Annotated in this window: 17 protein-coding genes; 11 read left to right on the top strand and 6 right to left on the bottom strand. The window is 66.4% G+C overall.

Going from position 1 to position 18,243, the window contains the following annotated elements; genetic code table 11:
• Positions 1 to 4 precede the first annotated feature (4 nt).
• The 4 genes from G539_RS26520 (at position 5) to G539_RS27730 (ending at position 3,224) form a co-directional block, all read left to right on the top strand.
• Complete coding sequence (locus G539_RS26520; RefSeq protein WP_156911783.1) at positions 5 to 1,696, top strand: AIPR family protein; 1,692 nt, start codon at positions 5 to 7, stop codon at positions 1,694 to 1,696.
• Positions 1,697 to 1,768: 72 nt separating this feature from the next.
• Complete coding sequence (gene parS / locus G539_RS0104035) at positions 1,769 to 2,194, top strand: type II RES/Xre toxin-antitoxin system antitoxin (protein WP_029074062.1); 426 nt, start codon at positions 1,769 to 1,771, stop codon at positions 2,192 to 2,194.
• A gap of 11 nt (positions 2,195 to 2,205) precedes the next feature.
• Positions 2,206 to 2,643 carry an RES family NAD+ phosphorylase gene (locus G539_RS0104040; protein ID WP_029074063.1) on the top strand — a complete coding sequence of 146 codons (438 nt, stop codon included), beginning with the start codon at positions 2,206 to 2,208 and terminating at the stop codon, positions 2,641 to 2,643.
• A 176-nt stretch (positions 2,644 to 2,819) separates the two neighbouring features.
• Positions 2,820 to 3,224, top strand: coding sequence for a mannan-binding protein (locus G539_RS27730; RefSeq protein ID WP_084639796.1), 405 nt, complete (start codon positions 2,820 to 2,822; stop codon positions 3,222 to 3,224).
• A 204-nt stretch (positions 3,225 to 3,428) separates the two neighbouring features.
• Here the strand turns inward: G539_RS27730 and G539_RS0104045 are convergent, their stop codons facing one another.
• Genes G539_RS0104045 through G539_RS0104055 form a run of 3 tightly spaced genes read right to left on the bottom strand, consistent with a single transcriptional unit; the run spans position 3,429 to position 6,615 of the window.
• Entirely contained in the window at positions 3,429 to 4,430 is a 1,002-nt protein-coding gene (locus G539_RS0104045) for a TRAP transporter substrate-binding protein (protein WP_029074064.1), read from the bottom strand.
• A gap of 11 nt (positions 4,431 to 4,441) precedes the next feature.
• Positions 4,442 to 6,289, bottom strand: a complete 1,848-nt coding sequence (locus tag G539_RS0104050) for a TRAP transporter large permease subunit (protein ID WP_029074065.1) — start codon at positions 6,287 to 6,289, stop codon at positions 4,442 to 4,444.
• An 11-nt stretch (positions 6,290 to 6,300) separates the two neighbouring features.
• A complete protein-coding gene (locus G539_RS0104055) occupies positions 6,301 to 6,615 on the bottom strand; it encodes an NIPSNAP family protein (protein WP_029074066.1) in 315 nt (104 codons plus the stop codon).
• Between the two features lie 265 nt (positions 6,616 to 6,880).
• Between G539_RS0104055 and G539_RS0104060 the strand changes: the two genes are divergently transcribed.
• From G539_RS0104060 to G539_RS0104080, 5 genes are all read left to right on the top strand, one after another.
• Positions 6,881 to 7,576 carry a pentapeptide repeat-containing protein gene (locus tag G539_RS0104060; protein ID WP_051231064.1) on the top strand — a complete coding sequence of 232 codons (696 nt, stop codon included), beginning with the start codon at positions 6,881 to 6,883 and terminating at the stop codon, positions 7,574 to 7,576.
• Positions 7,577 to 7,679: 103 nt separating this feature from the next.
• Positions 7,680 to 7,844 carry a hypothetical protein gene (locus G539_RS26925; RefSeq protein ID WP_156911785.1) on the top strand — a complete coding sequence of 55 codons (165 nt, stop codon included), beginning with the start codon at positions 7,680 to 7,682 and terminating at the stop codon, positions 7,842 to 7,844.
• 160 nt (positions 7,845 to 8,004) lie between these two features.
• Positions 8,005 to 8,166, top strand: a complete 162-nt coding sequence (locus G539_RS26930; RefSeq protein WP_156911787.1) for a hypothetical protein — start codon at positions 8,005 to 8,007, stop codon at positions 8,164 to 8,166.
• Positions 8,167 to 8,373: 207 nt separating this feature from the next.
• The gene (locus tag G539_RS0104075; protein ID WP_029074068.1) at positions 8,374 to 9,516 is read left to right on the top strand and encodes a hypothetical protein; all 1,143 of its coding nucleotides are present in this window, start codon (positions 8,374 to 8,376) and stop codon (positions 9,514 to 9,516) included.
• Between the two features lie 161 nt (positions 9,517 to 9,677).
• Positions 9,678 to 11,648, top strand: a complete 1,971-nt coding sequence (locus G539_RS0104080) for a hypothetical protein (protein WP_156911789.1) — start codon at positions 9,678 to 9,680, stop codon at positions 11,646 to 11,648.
• 59 nt (positions 11,649 to 11,707) lie between these two features.
• On the opposite strand, the gene G539_RS0104085 is transcribed toward G539_RS0104080, so the two are convergent.
• Positions 11,708 to 12,346, bottom strand: a complete 639-nt coding sequence (locus G539_RS0104085) for an FMN-dependent NADH-azoreductase (protein WP_029074070.1) — start codon at positions 12,344 to 12,346, stop codon at positions 11,708 to 11,710.
• Positions 12,347 to 12,458: 112 nt separating this feature from the next.
• Here G539_RS0104085 and G539_RS0104090 point away from each other — a divergent pair, with 112 nt between their 5' ends.
• Entirely contained in the window at positions 12,459 to 13,070 is a 612-nt protein-coding gene (locus G539_RS0104090) for a TetR/AcrR family transcriptional regulator (protein ID WP_029074071.1), read from the top strand.
• Here G539_RS0104090 and cydC read toward each other — a convergent pair whose 3' ends face one another.
• Together cydC and cydD are read right to left on the bottom strand one after the other, a co-directional pair.
• A complete protein-coding gene (cydC, locus tag G539_RS0104095; RefSeq protein ID WP_029074072.1) occupies positions 13,071 to 14,723 on the bottom strand; it encodes a thiol reductant ABC exporter subunit CydC in 1,653 nt (550 codons plus the stop codon).
• Complete coding sequence (cydD, locus tag G539_RS23625) at positions 14,723 to 16,495, bottom strand: thiol reductant ABC exporter subunit CydD (protein ID WP_051231065.1); 1,773 nt, start codon at positions 16,493 to 16,495, stop codon at positions 14,723 to 14,725. The genes cydC and cydD overlap by 1 nt, the downstream gene beginning before the upstream one ends.
• Before the next feature lie 151 nt (positions 16,496 to 16,646).
• Between cydD and G539_RS0104105 the strand changes: the two genes are divergently transcribed.
• Positions 16,647 to 18,233, top strand: a complete 1,587-nt coding sequence (locus G539_RS0104105) for a cytochrome ubiquinol oxidase subunit I (RefSeq protein ID WP_210162789.1) — start codon at positions 16,647 to 16,649, stop codon at positions 18,231 to 18,233.
• Positions 18,234 to 18,243: the final 10 nt, after the last annotated feature.

The raw sequence follows: 18,243 nt of genomic DNA on the forward strand, positions 1-18,243 counted from the left end.
ACGATTGGGAGCTTCGCTAGCTGTTCATGAGCCGAAGTCGAGTATTCTCGACTTCGGACTGATTGAAAGCGGCATTCGCGAGCGAGAAGGCGACTATGTATCTCGCGGATTGGCCTTTGTACGCCTTGTAACAGAGACGGTGTTTCAAATCACCGCCTCAGAAGTTTCTGATCATATCGTCGACGGCGGTGCTGACCGTGGGATTGATATCGTCTTCATCGACATTGATAATAGAATTATCCATCTCGGATCATGCAAAACGGTTCAGTCCTATAAGAATTCTCGAAAATCATTTCCCGGGGAAGAGATCGACAAGATCATCTCGTTTGTCGATGATCTCATGTACCATCGAGAGGAGATTTTCAGAGACGTAAATGGGCGGCTGTCCGCAAAGATACGTCAGATCTGGGAAATTCTCTCAGAGGAAATATTCCGTATTCAGGTTCACCTATTCTCAAATCAGGCAACACTTTCTAAAGCTGAACGAGAGAGGTTGAGAGATAGCTTAGCCCGCCACAATATCGATTTGATGGAGCATGGGCTATATGAATTGGCACACGGGGTTGTTAGGGCCGCCAAGCCGCGATTTCGCAAAAAGCTTTTGCCTATCGCGGGCGCACTTTCTATCGACGAGAATGGCCATCACGGCCTGTTGATACGCGCAAATTTGAAGGACATAACTACCTTCCTGACCGCACCTGAGACTGAGCAGTTTGACGAGCGCCTTGTATGGCAGAATGTCCGCCTATTCCTGGGCCTGGACAATGACGTAAACAGAGAGATCAAAGCGACTCTCTTGTCAGAATCAGCCGGGGATTTCTGGTTCCTGAATTCTGGCCTGACTATTGTTTGCGATCAGATCATCACTATCCAAAACGGCCATCACCCGATAACGTTGGTAAACCCTCAAATTGTCAACGGTTGCCAGACAGCATCCGTCTTGCATGACGTAAACAAAAACGCCTTACTTACTAATCTTGATGGCTCTCTCTCCGTCAAGATTATTGAAACAACCGACAACCAATTTATCGAGCGGATAGCGCTTGCCAGCAACACTCAGAGCCGGATCTTTGCGCGAGACCTACGCGCTAACGATCCGATACAGCTGCGACTAGCTCAGAGCATTCAAGCAATCGGATACTTCTATCGACGAAAAAGGGGCGAAGCCGAGCCTCCTTCTTCGAAAGGTATTATTGATTCAGCGAGAGCCGGGCAACTTCTACTCTCCTACTGGTGTGGAGAGCCGACAAAAAGCAAGACAGAGTCGAATGAGATATTTGGAAACTTATACACGGATGCATTCAATCCTCATGCAGTCACTGCCGAACTGATTATTTCAGCGTTCAAATGCTACGAGCAGATTGAACAGAGGCGGCAAATTGCACTGGCATGGCAGAGCTCAGTGGCGAAGAACTCCTTTGAGGAGACGTGGATAATTGAGGGCCACTTTCACGTACTTTTCGCTGTGGGAGAACTACTAAGGAGACGAGGAGCGTCACTGACAGACACCGCATCAGCGATTGGCCTGGTTCCGGAAGCTATGTCGGTAGTGCAGCAATTTGTTTCAGCTAATCCTAGAACTGCCTCATATCGACTGTTCCGATTGGCCTCTTCTCGAGAAGAAGTCATGAAAATCATAGATGGAAGAGGCAAACCGTCGCTTGCTCAACCTATACAGCTCCCGCTCCAGTTCTAGATCCCACCCTTGCCACCCTGGCCACATGCACCTATCTTACGGGCATATCGCCAGAGAGCGACGGAGGTCGTGATGAGCCATACCCATGCACTCGACATCGTCGGCGGCGCGGCGCTCGGGATCCCGATGCGCAGCGGCCGGGACCTGATCGCCGCCGTGCGCGGCGGGCTGCCGGTGAAGGCGGTCGAGCACGTGATCGCCACGGGTCGGATGACGCTCTCGGAGATCGACCTGGTCGTGCTGCCGCGCAAGACGCTGTCGCACCGGAAGAAGATCGGCACGCTGACATCAGAGCAATCCGACCGGTTGATGCGCGCCGCCCGCGTCATCGCGGCGGCGGAGGAGACCTTCGGCAGCCAGCAGAAGGCGGCTACCTGGCTGCGCCGGCCGACTGCCGCGCTCGACGGCGAGACGCCCTTGTCGCTGCTCGACACGTCGGAAGGCGCGCTGCAGGTCGAGACGCTGCTCGGCCGCATCGGCCACGGCATCGCCGCCTGAGCGGCCCCGGCATGATCGCCTGGCGGATCAGCCGCGCCCCTTTCGCCGACCTCTCCGGCACGGGCGCCCGCCTCTATGGCGGTCGCTGGAATTCACCCGGCCGGGCGATGGTCTACGCGGCCGAGACGGCGGCGCTCGCCGTGCTCGAGGTGCGCGTGCATCTCGACCTGACGCCGGACCTGCTGCCGGACGACTACGTGCTTTCGGCGATCGAATGCGGCGACCTCGCCATCGAGACGCTCGCCGCCCTGCCCGACGACCCGCAGGCCCTGGGCGATGACTGGCTCGCCGCGGCGCGCACGCCGATCCTGAGCGTGCCGTCCATCATCGTGCCGGAAAGCCGCAACCTGCTGCTGAACCCGGCTCATCCCGACGCGGCGACGCTCGCCATCGCCAGTACGCGGCCGTTCCGCTTCGACGAGCGGCTCTGGCAAGCCGGCGATCACTGAACGCCGCCATCGACCCGTCGGTTGACAGAAGAGAGCAATCTGCACTTCTATCGGCGCGTTAGCGATAGTGGGCTAACAACTTCGATCTCGCCTGCAATGACAAGAATACCGACAGCTGGGCAGACCATTTTCTGTTCGAGCGGTAGAGGCGCATTTGCAAATGGGGAGGCTGAACCATGTCACGGACAATCTGGTTAATTGCCGTCTTCGTTCTCGGCCTGTTGTCGTCAACGGCGCCGAGCCTCGCGGAGGGGGTAACGTCTGTTCCAGCCGGAAACATCTTTGCCAACCAGCAAGCCCAGAACGTCTGCCCAAAGGTTTGCGGCGGCGCGGGTGGGAAATGGGACGGGAACTGGCGGACCAATCCAGGTCGCGGCTCCGAATGTGACTGCCTGGGCGTGAGTCGCCGCGGCGGATCGCGCGGATCAGATTCGAACGATGGTTCCCTGGTCGAAGTGCGTTGGGCGTTTCGCAACTCATCGCCCTCCCAGGCATGCTTCATGACCTGCAGCCCGCGGAGTTGGACGAACGAATATCGGCCAGCCCGAAATGGCAGACCGGCGGCATGTGGTTGCCGTTAGTTCACACTCGCGCCGGATCGACATGCACCAACGCCCCTCCCGCCTCGCGGGAGGCGCTCCTCGTTGCCCGCCGTGCGCCCCGGTTGACGTCTGTTTCCACCGGGACAGGCAGAACTCAGCCTCTCGACCTGATCCAGAGAAGAACACCAAGTCTTTGATCAGCAAGAGGACTTCGTTCGCCGCGGGGACCGCCGACCGGAGTCGTCAGGTGACGGCGCGGATCGCCTCGATCCTGTCCATGCCGCCGACTGTATCGGCGACCTCCTGCCAGACGCCGCGCGCGCCCGCTACCCAGGCGTCGCGGTCTTCCGGCTGCACGACATGGCCGCCATTCTCCGCCGCGATCTCCATCGAGGCGGCCTCGTCGGCGATGATCAGCGCGTCGAAATAGGCGGCTCCCGCCGCTGCCGCAGCCTGGAACACGGACTTTTCATCGTCGCTAAGCGGATTCCAGAACGGCGCCGCGAACATCACCACACCCGAGGCCCAGATATGTCCCGTCTCGGTCAGCCAGGGCACCACCTCGTAGAGCTTGAAGCCGGCATAGGCCGACTTGGTCAGGTCCATCGCGTCGACGACGCCGGTCGAGAGCGCATTGTAGGTCTCGGGGATCGGGATCGCCGTCGGATTGGCGCCGAAGGCGGACCACAGCTTGGTGTGCAGCGGGCTCTGGATGACGCGGATGCGCTTGCCGGCGAGCTCGTCCGGCGTGGTGATCTCCTCCTTGGCGAGGAGATGGCGGGCGCCGTAGTTGATGTAGTCGGCGACGATGAACTGCTCGGCGGCGAATTTCCGCTTCAGCTCGGCGCCGAGATCGCCGTCGAGCACCTTGCGCAGATGCGCGCCGTCGCGGAACACGAAGGGCAGGTCCAGGATCTGCGCCTCCGGCACCCAGCCGGACAGCGCCGAGACGGTCGAGAGCGACGCCTGGATCGAGCCGAGCCGCAGCCCCTCGGCCACCTCCTTCTCGCCGCCCAGCGCCGCGTTCTGGACGATGTTGAAGCGGAACCGGCCCGGCAACGCCTGCTCGACGCGATCGCGGATGTTCTGCCAGATCAGCGTCTCCGGCTTGTCGGGGCCGAGCAGCGAGGCGACGGTGAGCGTGCGCGCCGCCTCGGCGCGGCCGATCAGCGCCGGCGCTGCAAGCGCCACGGCGCCGAGCGCGGTCGCGGAGCGGAGGAACTGGCGGCGGCCGAGACGGAACATGGCGGAATCTCCTAGTGGGGGGCGAGGAGCGTGCTGGCGATCGCGCCGGCGGAAAGCACGGCGAGCGCGACCAGGAGCGCGGCGAGATAGGGCAGGACGGCGCGGAACAGCGCGGTGGCGGGCAGCCGCGTGACGCCGCTGACGACATAGATCAGCATGCCGACCGGCGGCGTCAGGCCGCCGATCATCAGGTTGACGACGAGGATGACGCCGAAATGGATCGGGTCGATGCCGGCGGCGACGGCGATCGGCATCAGGAGCGGCCCGAAAAGCAGGATGGCGGCACCGATGTCGAGCACCAGCCCCGCGACGATCAGGAGCAGATTGGCGAAGAGCAGGACGGCGAGCGGGCCGTTGCCGAAAGCCGCGGCGAGGTTCGCCACCAGGCCGGAAATGTCGTCGACGGCGAGCAGGAAGGCGAAGGGGGCGGCCGTGCCGATCAGCAGGCCGATCGCCGCCGCCTCGGTGCCGGCCTGGCGGAAGGCCTCGTAGAGGCTTGCCGCGCCAAGTCGGCCGAACAGGCCCAGCCCCAGGGTGTAGAGCGCCGCCAGCGCGGCGGCCTCGGTGGTCGTGACGATGCCGAAGCGGATGCCGACGACAACGATGACGCCCAGGCCGAAGGCCGGGATGGCGCCGGCGGCGGCGCGCCAGCGTTCGCGCGCGGTCGCGGGCGCCGCAAGTCCCTCGGCTCGCGCCGTCAGGTGGATCGCGACCGCGAGCGCCACGGCCATGACGGCGCCGGCGACGAAACCGCCGACCAGAAGCTTGCCGACCGACAGATTGGTCGCCGCCGCCAGGATCAGGAAGGCGATCGAGGGCGGAATGACATTGTCGAGCACCGATGTGGCGGCGACGATCGCACTGGCCTGGGCCGGCGGATAGCCGCGTTTGGCGAGTTCGGGCTGGAAGGTGGTGGCGCCGAAGGCGGCATTAGCGACCGAGGAGCCCGACGCGCCGGAGAACAGCACGCTGGTGAGCAATGTCGTCTGTGCCAGCCCGCCACGCCGGTGGCCGACCATCGCGGCGGCGAAGCGGACGAAGCGCCCGGCGACGCCGGACGTGGTCAGCAGGCTTCCGGCGAGAAGGAAAAAGGGAATGGCGAGAAGCAGGTATTTCGACATGCCCGAAACGACGGAGGCGACCATGGCCGGCTCCGGCATCGAGCTGCCGAAGGGAATGGCGAGATAGGCGGCCGCCAGGAAGGCATGCGGCAACGGCGCCGCCACGACGAGGCCGAGAAACGCGATCAGGCCGAGGACGAGGCTCGGCGGCAGCGCCGAGGCGAATTGCAGTTCCGCCGCCACGGCATGGACGAGGACCGCGACAGCGAGCGAGACGACGAGCCCCGGGCCGCGCCGCTCCGCGAGCCGCTGCAGCCCGAGCGTGACGAGCGTCAGTCCGCCGCCGGCGCCGAGAAGGGCGAAGCGGATCCACTCCGGCAGGCCGAGCATCGGCGAGACGCCGCCGAGCCGCGCGCCGATCTCGACGCCGCCGAGCACGAGGACCAGGCCGGCGACCAGCACGAAAGCGTCCGCCAGCATCGCCGCGACGCCCTGCCCCCAGACCGGCAGCCGCCGCGTGAAGACGTCGAGCCGCATCGCCAGCGCGCTGTTGACGGCGAGCGGCGCGCCGGCCGCGACCAGCGCCACGTTCAGCCAGACCGCCAGCTCATCCGAGCCGAGGAAGCCGCCGCCCAGGCCGTAGCGGAGAACGACCGAGACGCTCACCACGCCGAGCAGGGCGACGAGCAGCAGGACGCAGAGCGCGCCGAGAACCGTCTCGAGCCGGCGCAACAGGCGCGCGGCCACGGCCGGCCCGAAAGCGGGCGCCCGTTCCGGGAGGGCTTCGCTCTGCGGCAAGGCGCGTATCCCTAGCGCAGCGGCGAGAAGGCGGTCGGCCGCAGGATGCGGCTGCGCATGCTCTGGACGAAGCCCGAGGTCTTGGCGCGGAACTTCTGCCATTCGGGATCGGCCTCCATCGCCGCGCGACGGCGCTCGCGATCGCCAAGCCCCTCATAACCCCACATGTGCACGACCTCGTTCACCGTGCCGACATCGGTGGTGAACCAGCCGATCAGGTTGCCGAGATGGCTGACCTGCAGCTCCATGCCTTCCCGCACATAGAGATCGAGATATTCCCGCACATGCGCCGGGTGAATGGCGTAGGTCCGCTCGTCGACGATCATCGGTGGCTCCATCCTGCGCGTTCCGCCGGCCCGCTGCACGATCGGTGGCAGAACAGGCCAGAACATCCTGATCGGCTTGGAGAAAACTCTCGCTCGCTAACCGCCGACCGCCTCCCGCTTAGGGGAAAACGGCGCGCTTGGCGACCGCATTTCCCCGCCGCGAAAGGATATTCCCGCGCCGCCGGGCCGATTGGAAAAGCGACCCGCATGGCGGAAGACCGACCGCGACGGTAAAATGATGTTCCAGCCAGCGAGGTCCGATTCCATGCCCAAATCCCCGCGCCTGATCGAGAACCTGGTCGCCACCGACAGTCGGCTGACGAAACTTCTGGACGGCGCGACGCAACTTGCCGGCGCGCGCTTCGTCAATTGCCGCCTGATCGATTGCGACCTCGCCGGCCTCAATCTCTCGGAGGCCGTGTTCGAGCATTGCGACCTCGGCGGCAGCGACTTCCGCGGCACCGACGCCAGCAATTCCCGGTGGTCCAACACCCGCGGCCTGAAGGCCAATCTGTCCGGGGCCGAACTGTCGGAGGCGCGCTTCACCCACTGCAATTTCAGCAATGCCGAGTTTTCGCGGGCGCGCCTGACCAACACCGCCTTCGAGGACTGCAAGCTGACTGGAGGCGATTTCCAGGGCGCGGCGCTAATCGGCATTTCGTTTCGGCGCTCGCGCCTCAACGGTGCGATGCTGCGCAACGTCTCCTTCCGCAAGGAAACGATCGACGGCGTGGATTTTGCCGACGCGGATCTCGCGGGGTCGGATTTCCGCCATGCGATCTTCGTCGATTCGTCGATCCGCTCCGCCAATCTGCGGGCAACGAAGTTCGAAAGCGCCGACCTGCGCGGCTGCGACCTCGGGGCGATCACGCTTGCCGATGCCAGCCTTTTCCGCAAGGCGATCATCTCGAAATCGCAGGCGACGGAGCTCCTGAAGGGCATCGGCCTGATCGTGATGTAGCACTCGTACCGGGGGGCACCGCCGATTGCTCGAAGCGCTACCCTCACGGCAGCCGCGTGCGCTATATTGGCGACATCGGCGTCCTCGCCGGAGGAGAAGATCCATGCGCGCTTTCCTGGCCATTCTTGCGATCAGTACCTCGCTCGCCGGCCTCGCCGGCTGCACGAGCAACCCGAATGCTCCCGGCATCCAGGCGATGGAACCGGTCAACGCCTGCGGACCGGGCGGCAGCTCCGACGCCGAAGACTGCCCGAGCAGCCGTCGCTGACACGACGAGGCGGTCGAGGGCATCGATCCGGATCGGGGCCCTGCCAAACAGAACCGCGCGCCACGACACGGATCCGGGAGATCCGCCGATACGGACGGCCAGGCTGGCCGTGCGGAGCTTGCGCGCTATCTGATGTCGGACAACAAGCGATCGGATCATCATGCGCTATCTGGCAGTCCTCCTCTTGCTCGGCAGTGTGCTTGCCCCCGCCGGCTGCACGAGCGATCCGAACTCGCCGGCCATCCGCGCGATGGAGCCGGTCAACGCCTGCGGCCCGGGCGGCACGAAGGACATCAACGCCTGCTCCAGCAGCCGGCGCTGAAACCACCTTGGGTTGGCCTCGCCGCTGTCAGCGGCCGGACGGGCGCGCCGGATTCGCACGCCTGCAATCGGCCTATTCGCCGCGCGTGAACACGGTCACAGAGGCCGTTGGCGTTCTTGCTCTCGCCATGAACTCCGTCCAGAATAATTCCCGGTCATAGCCTGGCTGAGCTGCCGGGCACATTCGATTCGTTCCTTGGAGGACATAATGAACCTGTCGGTTTCCGGCTTCGCGGTGCGCAGCCTCACGCTTACCTCGGCGCTGATGCTGTCGACGGCGGCCTTCGCCGCCCCCGATGCCCAGAAGATCGCCGACGCCTTCGTCGCCGCGGCGCAGACCCGCGACGAGGCCAAGGTCACGTTCGAGGCCGCCAAGGCCGACGGCGACAACGTCACGTTGTCGAACGTGCTGATCAAGGCGAAGGACGGTGGCGACGTGACGATCCCGCTGGTCGTCATCGAGAGCCCGCTGGAGCGCACCGCCGGCGGCTTCACCGCGGCGAGCATCAGCTTCGATTCGGGCAAGATCGCCGACGAAGAGACGACCATCACCTGGGCCAAGGGCCTGGTGAAGGACGCCGTCGTTCCGGCGCCGAAGGAGATCAACTCCCAGGCCAAGATCACGCCGTTCTCCAACCTCGAAGTGTCGACGATCAGCGTCACCGCGACCGAGACGCCCGCGCCGATCGCCATCGACAGCTTCACCGTCGCGCTCGGCAACGTCATCGAGGGCGCGCCGAACGACGGCCAGCTCAACATCAAGGGCATCAACGTGCCCGGCGAAGTGCTGAAGTCGGACGAGCAGACCAAGGACTGGGTCGAGCAGCTCGGCTACGACAAGCTGAACTTCGACGTCGCGGTCGACGGCGGCTATGACGGCGCCAACAAGACCTTCACCTTCCGCTCGATCAGCTTCGACGGCCAGGACGTCGGCAAGCTGGCGATCACCGGCACCTTCGGCGGCCTGCCGCGCGAGAAGCTGCAGGATCCGGACAAGCTCTCGGAGCTCGCCGCCACCGCCACCGTCGACGCCGCCACCATCCGCTTCGACAATGCCGGCATCGTCCAGCGCATCATCGACATGCAGGCCAAGGCCATGGGCGCGACGCCGGACCAGTTCGTCGAGCAGATCTCCGGCGCGCTGCCGCTGCTGCTCTCGGTGGTCGGCAACCAGGGCTTCCAGGATCGCATCGCCACCGCCGCGACCGCCTTCCTGAAGGACCCGAAGTCGCTGACGATCACCGCCGCGCCGGGCAACCCGGTCCCGGTCATGCAGATCTTCGGCGCCGCCTCGACCGCGCCGCAGACGCTGCCGGACGTGCTCGCCGTCGACATCCAGGCGAACAACTGATCCGAGGCGTCACGCCTCGCGCCTGCGCCCGAAGCGCAACGATATGGATCCGGGCGGTGCAGACCGCCCGGTTTTTCTTTCCCGCGTGGGACGAATGCCTCCCGCGCGGCGCAATTTCCAGGGCCGACCGCACCGTTTGCCCGACTGTCATGGAGCCATCGATGAGCCGCCCCTCGCTACGCCTCCGACTTCTCGCCGCCGGCACCAGCGCCCTCGCCATGGCTGCCGCGCTGCCCGCCCATGCCGAGGAGCCGGTCGAGACGGCGATCCGTGGCTGGGTCGCCGCTCTCGACGCCTCGCCGAACTGGGTCGCCGGCTTCGCCGAGCTCAGCTATGACGAGAGTCGTCGCGCCGCGACCCTCCGCAACCTGACCATCCGCAGCGAGACGCTTTCGACCAAGGTCGAGATCAGCTTCGGCACGCTCGGCGTCATTGGCTACGCCGAGACCGCCAATGGCGGCTTCAAGGCGCTCGAACTCAGCGCCGACGACGGCAAATTCGTCATCGGCGACCTTGGCGACGTGACGATGCGCGACATCCGCGTCGACAATCTCGCCGTGCCGAGCTTCGCCAATTTCATATTCGACCCGAACCGCGCCTTCACCTCCGGCGTGAAGGCGCTGGCGATCGCCGCCAAGACCTCGATCGACGGCATCCGCATCGGCAACATCCAGTCGACCCAGACCGCCGAGGGCCAAACGTCGCGGGCCGACTATGGCAGCTACGAACTGAAGGGCATGGCGGATGGCAGGATCGACCAGATCGCGGTTGGCCCCGTCAAGCAGGAGATGCCCTCGCCCGACGGGCTGCTGACCTTCGGCATCGACCGGATCGAGGCGCGCAAATACGACCTCGACGCGGTGATCGCCGTGTTCGACCCGGACCGCTATGTCGGCGGCGTCGGCGACGGCAAGTGGCGCGACGTGCTGGCGCTCGAGGTCTACAAGAACTTCACGATCAACATGCCCGGCGCCGTGGTCCGGATCGGCTCGTTCGAGGTCGAGAACCTGCGCATGCGCCAGCCGAAGCGCAATGTCAGCGACTTCCTCGACACGCTCATCGCCAGGCCGGACATGCCGGAAGAGGAAATGGCGCGGCTCGTCGGCGACAATCTCGCCGGCCTGTTCGGTTTCGCCGGCGTCGGCGCCATGCGCCTGAATGATCTCGACGTCACGGCGCCCGAGATCGAGCGCTTCCATCTGGGCGACTTCCACATCAACGACCTGTCGAGCGACGGCATCGGCGAGATCGGCGTCAACGACCTCGACGCCGCCGCGCAGGACAAGTCGTCGCTGGGCGCCGAGCGACTGGCGATCGGCGACATCCGCTTCGGGGATCTCGAGCATCTGGCCAGGGCGATGCAGGCGAGCGAGACCGACACCGATTTCGATCCGCTGCCTCTGATGCCGACCCTGGGCTTCGCCGAGGCGGTCAATCTCGACGTCGTCCAGGCCGGCAAGAGGCTCGGCGCCGTCGATCGCGCTCGGCTCGACCTCGGCGCCTATATCGGCCCGGTGCCGACCAAGATCGCCACCGACATCCGCGGCCTGGATCTCGACCTGTCGCAGGTGAGCGACCGCCGCGCGCGCGAGATGCTGAAGGAGCTCGGCTATGATCGGCTGGCAGCGGATTACGGCTTTGCGGTCACCTGGCGGGAAGCGGACGAGAGCGTGAAGGTCGACGGCTTCCGCCTGGCGGTGAAGGACCTCGCCACGCTGACCATGGACGCGACGCTGGTCGGGCTGACGCGCCAGGCGATCGAGGCGCCGGAGCAGCTGGAATCGGCGCTCGCCGCGCTGCGCTTCACCGCGGGCCAGATCGCGATCGAGGACAAGTCCATCGTCGAGCGCGCCGTCGGCATGCAGGCGAAGAAGATGAAGGTCGAGCCGGACAAGTTCCGCCAGCAGATCGCCGGCGCGCTGCCGCTGTTCCTGATGGCGCTGAAGAACCCGGGCTTCCAGGCGAAGCTGGCCCCGGCCCTGCAGGCCTTCATCAAGGCGCCGGGCACGATGACCATCACCGCCGCCCCGGCGACGCCGGTGCCGGTGCTGGAGCTGATCGACACGGCGGAGACGGCGCCGCAGAAGCTGCCCGACCTGCTGCAGGTCGAGGTCAAGACGACCACCCCCTGAAAACGGAAACGGCCGGATCGCGAGATCCGGCCGTGCCTCTATCCGGCGTGGGCCCGAGATCAGGCGGCGACCGCCTCGGACACGACGGCGCGCACCGCCTCGGCCGCCTGCTGCTCGGCCGAGGCCAGCGCCTTCGCCGCCTGCTCCGGCCCGATGTTCACGCCCTCGACCGTGACCACCTCGACATCGGTCAGGCCGAGGAAGGCCAGCATGTAGCGCAGATAGGGCAGCTGGAAGTCGCTCGGCTTCATCGGCCCTTCCGAGTAAATGCCGCCCTTCGACTCGACCAGCACGACCCGCTTGCCGGTCAGCAGGCCCACCGGCTTGCCATCGACATAGGCGAAGGTCCGTCCTGCCCGCGCGACATAATCGAGCCAGGACTTCAGCGTCGAGGTGATGGTGAAGTTGATCATCGCCGAGGCGACGACGATGATGTCGGCGGCCACCAGCTCATCGACCAGCGTGTCGGACAGCGCCACCATGGCCTTCTGCGCGTCGGTGCGCGCTTCCGGCGGCGTGAACATCGCACCGAGATAGGCCTCGTCGACATGCGGCAGCGGGTTGGCGGCCAGATCGCGGCGCACCACGGTGGCGTCCTGATGGCTGGCGACGAGATCGGCCAGCACGCGCTCGGCCACCTTGCTCGAATGCGACGCGCCACCGCGCGGGCTGGAGGTCACGAAAAGGATGTTGGTCATCGGTCTTCCCTTCACTATGTTACGGAAACCGGCCCAAATCCGGGAGGAATGCGTCGATACCGTAGAGTAACATTATTAAATGTTACTACTGGGTAACATCGAGTCAAACGGGATGGATGCGAAAAGCGCTGAACAGTCTGTTCACCGGAACGCAAGCGAGCGCGGCCTGCCGCCGCGCGAGCGCATCCTGCTGGCCGCCCGCGCCCTGTTCGCCCGCCATGGCGTGCATGGCATCGGCGTCGACGCGATCGCCGAAGCGGCCGGCACCAACAAGATGACGCTCTACCGCCATTTCGAATCGAAAGACCTGCTGGTCGCGGAATATCTGCGCGGCCTGACCGTCGAGACCTCGGCGATCTGGTGCGAGCTCGAGACGGCGCATCCCGATGATCCGCTGGCCCAGATCAACGCCTGGCTCTGCCGCATCGCCCACCATGCCGAGCATGGCAACGAAAGCGGCTGCGCGCTCGCCAGCGCCTCGATGCAGATCACCGATCCCGCCCATCCCGGCCGCAAGGTGATCGAGGCGCATACGCGCCAGCATCGCGACAAGCTGATCCAGCTCTGCCGCGCCTCCGGCCTCGCGGAGCCCGAGCAACTCGCCGATCAGCTCTTCCTGCTCGTCGAAGGCTCCCGCGCCACCTGGCAGACGGTCGGCGACGACCACCCCGGCGCCGCGCTGGCTACGCTCGCCGCCGGCATCATCGCCTCGCACCGGCGCTGATCAGCCGTTCCGGCGCAACGCCCCGTTCTCGAGCCGGTAGACCGTGTCGACAGCCCCTTCCGGCAGGGCGGCGTGGGTCGCGAGGACGACCGTACGCCCGGCCGTCACCGCCAGCAGATCGGCGAGGAAGGCCGCCTCGGTCGGCCGGTCGAGACCGGCGGTCGGCTCGTCGAGCAGCACCACTTTCGCCGGCGAGAGCAGCGTCCGCGCCAGGCAGAGGCGGCGCGCCTGGCCAGCGGAAAGCGTCTGTCCCGATTCCCCGAGCCACGTGCCGAGCCCCTGCGGCAACCCGCGCACGAACTCCGCCAGACGGGCCCGCTCGAGCGCCTGAAACAGCGCCGCATCGTCGGCGGCCGGATCGGCGATCCTGAGATTGTCCCGGATCGTGCCGATGAAGACCGGCGCGTCCTGCGACAGCAGCGCGACATGGGCGTGCAGATCGGCCTGGCGGACATCGCGGATGTCGACGCCGCCGATCCGGATCCGGCCCTGGTCGGCATCCGCGAGCCGCAGCAGCAGGGCGAGCAGGGTCGACTTGCCGCTGCCGCTCTCGCCGATGATGGCGATGCGCTCGCCAAAGCCGATGTCGAGATCGAGGCCCGCGAGGATCGAGCGATCGCGCCCATAGGAGAAGCCGATATTCTCGAAGCGGACCGGCCCCGTCGCCGGCAGCGCCACGGGATCGGCGCGGTCCCGGATCGTCGGCTCGGTGTCGACCAGCGCCTGCACGCGCCGCGCCGCCGCGCTCGTCGCGCCGAGCCGGCCGGCGCCGCGCAGGATCGATCCCGCCACCTCGAAGATCGCGGTCACGGCCAGCAGCGCCGCCACCAGCAGCGGCCCGCTGACACCGCCGGCTTCCAGCGTGCCGAGCCCGGCCCAGAGGGTCGCGATCAGGGTCGCTCCGGCGCCGAGCACGACGAAGGCCGGGCCGCAGGCGATGCGCCAGGACTGGCGCAGCCGCGCCGTGCGCACCGAAGCCGTGGCGCGATCGATCGCCTCGATGGCCTCCCGCGTCGCGCCGAGCGTGACGAGATCCGCGTGGCCGTCGATGCCGTCCAGGACGGCGACGCGCAACTCCGCCGCCGTCCGCACGGTCTCCGCGCCGCTGCGACGGCCCGCAAGCACGATGAGAATCGGCAGCAGCAACGCGGTCAGCGCGAAGCCGACCAGCGCCGCCACGAGCGCGTCCGGCAGCACGAAGCCGAGGAACAGGCCGAGGCCGACCGCGCCGAGGATCGCGGTCGCGACCGGCGCCACCAGCTGCAGGAACATCATGTCCAGCGCCTCGACATCCGCGGTCAGGCGGGCGACGAAATCGCCGGTGCGGTGGGCCGCCGCCTTGAACGGCACGAGCGGGATCAGCCGCGAGAAGACCCGGACGCGGATATCCGACAGGATCTTGAACGTCGTGGCGTGGCCGGCGAGGCGCTCGCCATAGCGCGAGGCGATGCGCAGGAACGAGAAGCCGCGCACCATCGCCGAGGGCGCGAACAGGTCGAAGCTCATGGCCGAGACGGCCAGCGCCGCGCCGGTCAGGAACCAGCCCGAGACGCCGAACAGCGCGACGCCGGCGACGAGCGTGAGGCAGGAGAGCGCCAGCGCCAGCAGGAGGCCGGCGGCGCGGGCGCGGTAAAGGCTGAACAGCAGACGCATCACGCTGCTCCGTCGAGTTCGAGCGCGGCGGCCGCCTCAAAGGGCACGATCTGGCCTGCACCATCGATGACGCAGATCCGTCCCATCTGCTCGGCCACGGCCATGGAATGAGTCGCCACCAGCAGCGAGCGGCCCCAGGCGAAGGCAAGGATCGCCTGCACGACACGCGCCTCGGTTTCGGCATCGAGATGGGCCGTCGGCTCGTCGAGCAGGATCAGGCCGGGATCCCGCAGGAAGATGCGGGCGAGCGCGACGCGCTGGGCCTCGCCGCCCGATAGGCCACTGCCCCGCTCGCCGACGGGCGTGTCCAGTCCCTCCGGCAGGCGGTCGGCGAAATCGAGCACGCAGGCGCGCTCCGCCGCCTCGCGCACTTCCCGGTCGCTCGCATGCGGGCGGCCGAGCCGGATGTTGCTCGCGATCGTGCCGTGGAACAGGCGCGGTCGCTGGCCGAGGACGGCGACCTTGCGGCGCAGCGCGCCCTCCTCGATCGCATCGAGCGCGATGCCGTCGATCTCGACCCGGCCGGAATGGCCGCGCAGTCGGGCCAGAACCTCGATCAGCGTCGATTTGCCAATGCCGCTCGGCCCGAGCAGCGCGACGGTCTCGCCGGCGCCGATCTCGAAGGTCGCGCTGGAGAGAATCGTGCCGCGTTCCGGCGTCTCGACCGTCAGATCGACCGCCGCCACGGCGAGTGCGCGACGGCCCGCCAGCCGCGCGCCGACTGGCGCGGAGGTCGCGGGGGACGGCGCGGCCTCTGGCAGCGCGCCGAAGGCGGCCTCGATGTTGGCGACGGCCGCCTTGGCGTTGGCGCGGTCGTGATAGTGGGCGGCGAGCGTCCGCAGCGGCAGATAAACCTCGGGCGCCATCAGCAGGCAGAACAGGCCCGCCTGCAAGCCGAGCGCGCTGCCCCGGAGATCGATCATGTCGAGATAGGTGAGACCGACATAGAGCGCGACGCCGGCGACGCCGAGGGCGGCGAAGAACTCCAGCACCGCCGACGAGAGGAAGGCGATGCGCAGCACGGCCAGGGTGCGGACGGCGAACTCGTCGCTGGCGCCGCGCACGCGGGCGATCTCGTCCTCGGCCCGGCCGAACAGTTTCAGGACGACGAGGCCGCGAATCCGGTCCGCGAACAGGCCGGACAGCCGCGCCAGCGCCGTCAGGTGCTGGCGGCTCGCCGCCTCGGCGCCCCACCCAGCCAGCGCCATGAAGACGGGAATGAGCGGCGCGGTGAGAAGCAGCAGCAGGCCGACCACCAGATCGACCGGCATCAGCACGACGGCGAAGGCGACCGGCACCAGCCCGGCGGCGATCATCGCCGGCACGAAACGCGCGAAATAGCCGTCCAGCGCCTCGACCTGGTCCAGGATCTGGCTCGCGAGCTCGCCGGAGGCGCGCTGGCGCATCCAGTCCGGCCCTCGGCGCATCAGGTCGGCGAAGAGCTGGCGCCGCACCGCCTGCTTGACATCCTCGGCCGCCCGGATTCCCGCCGCCTCGCCGATCCAGGCCAGGACGGCGCGCGCGAGAATCATGCCGCCGAGCGCGGTGATGGCGGGGACCTGGCTCGCGGCCGGCACCTGATCGACGATCGCCCGGTGCAGGATCATCGCCAGCCAATAGGCCTGCGTGACGGTCAGACAGGCGCTGACGAGCGGGACCATCACGGCCAGCCCAAGCGCGCCGCGCCCGACGCGCCCCTGACGCCTCAGCCACTTGATCTCGCGTGACGGCGCAGCCTTGGGCGCCGCCGGCGTGGAATCGATGATGCTCATGAGGTGGAATTTACCGTGTCGGAAGCAATTTGAGGGCCTCCTGTGCCAATCAACCGCACGTGTAATCTCGATGCATTGATTTCGCTCAATGATGAGAGCCTACTGCCACCCTAGCTGTGAAAGCCTGGCGACTCAGAAGGTATAGGCCATGATTGATATCGATGTCGTTACGCTGTCGAGGCTGCAATTCGCAGCCACGGCTATGTATCATTTCCTCTTCGTCCCCCTGACGCTCGGGCTCTCCTTCCTGATGGCGATCATGGAGAGCGTCTATGTTATGACCGGGCGCGAGATCTGGCGCCGCATGACGCTCTTCTGGGGCACCTGCTTCGGCATCAATTTTGCCATGGGCGTGGCCACCGGCGTGGTCATGGAGTTCCAGTTCGGCATGAACTGGTCGTATTACAGCCATTACGTCGGCGACATCTTCGGCGCGCCGCTGGCCATCGAAGGCCTGATGGCGTTCTTCCTCGAAGCCTCTTTCATCGGCCTGTTCTTCTTCGGCTGGGACCGCATGTCCAAGGTCGGGCATCTCTGCGTCACCTGGCTGGTCGCCTTCGGCGCCAACTTCTCGGCGCTCTGGATCCTGGTCGCGAATGGCTGGATGCAGCATCCTGTCGGCGCCGTCTTCAATCCCGACACGATGCGCATGGAGATCACCGACTTCATGTCGGTGGTGTTCAACCCGGTCGCGCAGGCGAAGTTCGTGCACACGGTCAGCGCCGGCTACGTCACGGGCGCGATGTTCGTGATGTCGGTCAGCGCCTGGTACCTGCTCCGGGGCCGCCACACCGAGTTCGCCAAGCGCTCCATGGCGGTCGCGGCGAGCTTCGGCCTCGCCGCCGCGCTGTCCGTCGTCGTGCTGGGTGACGAAAGCGGCTATGTGACGACCGAGAACCAGAAGATGAAGGTCGCCGCGATGGAAGCGATGTGGCACACGGAGCCCGCTCCGGCCGCGCTCAACGTCATCGCCTTCCCGAACATGGAGAAGCAGGAGAACAGCTTCGCCATCAGCGTCCCCTACCTGCTCGGCATCATCGGCACGCGGTCGCTGACCACCGAACTGCCCGGCATCGTCAACCTGGTCCAGTCCGCCGAGACCCGCGTCCGTGACGGCATCGAGGCCTACAAGGCGCTGCAGGTCGTCCGGGCCAATCCCGGCGACACGGCGGCTCGCGAAGTGTTCAGCGAGAAGTGGCCCAATCTCGGCTACGGCCTGCTGGTCAAGCAGATCCGTCCCGACATCCAGAACGCGACCGAGGCCGAGATCACCCAGGCCGCGAAATCGACCATTCCGAACGTACCGGTGATCTTCTGGAGCTTCCGACTGATGGTCGGCCTCGGCTTCTACTTCATCGGCTTCTTCGCCGCCGCCTTCTGGGTCGCCTCGCGGCACAAGCTCGGCGAGCAGCGCTGGACGCTGTGGCTGGCGCTGTTCAGCCTGCCGCTGCCCTGGGTCGCGATCGAGGCAGGATGGCTTCTGGCCGAGTATGGCCGCCAGCCCTGGGCCATCGAAGGCGTGCTGCCGACCTTCTATGCGGCGTCGGGACTGACCTTCGTCGACCTCATCATCAGCCTGACGATCTTCCTCGTGATCTACAGCGTGCTGGCGGTGATCGAGGTGATCCTGATGGTCAAGACGATCAAGAAGGGTCCGCCGGAGCACGATCCGCTCCAGCAGGCCGAAGCAGGCTCCGCTGTGCTGCCGGCCACGGCGGCCGCCGGTCCCAAGCTCTGATCCGCGGGGG

This window comes from Kaistia adipata DSM 17808, assembly GCF_000423225.1.
Classification (GTDB): Bacteria; Pseudomonadota; Alphaproteobacteria; order Rhizobiales; family Kaistiaceae; genus Kaistia; species Kaistia adipata.

Coding starts and splice junctions, on each gene's coding strand:
- cydC (WP_029074072.1), bottom strand. CDS start 14,723: ATGCGTCTGCTGTTCAGCCTTTACCGCGCCCGCGCCGCCGGCCTCCTG.
- cydD (WP_051231065.1), bottom strand. CDS start 16,495: ATGAGCATCATCGATTCCACGCCGGCGGCGCCCAAGGCTGCGCCGTCA.
- G539_RS0104080 (WP_156911789.1), top strand. CDS start 9,678: ATGAGCCGCCCCTCGCTACGCCTCCGACTTCTCGCCGCCGGCACCAGC.
- G539_RS0104075 (WP_029074068.1), top strand. CDS start 8,374: ATGAACCTGTCGGTTTCCGGCTTCGCGGTGCGCAGCCTCACGCTTACC.
- G539_RS0104090 (WP_029074071.1), top strand. CDS start 12,459: ATGGATGCGAAAAGCGCTGAACAGTCTGTTCACCGGAACGCAAGCGAG.
- G539_RS26930 (WP_156911787.1), top strand. CDS start 8,005: ATGCGCTATCTGGCAGTCCTCCTCTTGCTCGGCAGTGTGCTTGCCCCC.
- G539_RS27730 (WP_084639796.1), top strand. CDS start 2,820: ATGTCACGGACAATCTGGTTAATTGCCGTCTTCGTTCTCGGCCTGTTG.
- G539_RS0104040 (WP_029074063.1), top strand. CDS start 2,206: ATGATCGCCTGGCGGATCAGCCGCGCCCCTTTCGCCGACCTCTCCGGC.
- G539_RS26925 (WP_156911785.1), top strand. CDS start 7,680: ATGCGCGCTTTCCTGGCCATTCTTGCGATCAGTACCTCGCTCGCCGGC.
- G539_RS0104055 (WP_029074066.1), bottom strand. CDS start 6,615: ATGATCGTCGACGAGCGGACCTACGCCATTCACCCGGCGCATGTGCGG.
- G539_RS0104085 (WP_029074070.1), bottom strand. CDS start 12,346: ATGACCAACATCCTTTTCGTGACCTCCAGCCCGCGCGGTGGCGCGTCG.
- G539_RS0104060 (WP_051231064.1), top strand. CDS start 6,881: ATGCCCAAATCCCCGCGCCTGATCGAGAACCTGGTCGCCACCGACAGT.
- parS (WP_029074062.1), top strand. CDS start 1,769: ATGAGCCATACCCATGCACTCGACATCGTCGGCGGCGCGGCGCTCGGG.
- G539_RS0104045 (WP_029074064.1), bottom strand. CDS start 4,430: ATGTTCCGTCTCGGCCGCCGCCAGTTCCTCCGCTCCGCGACCGCGCTC.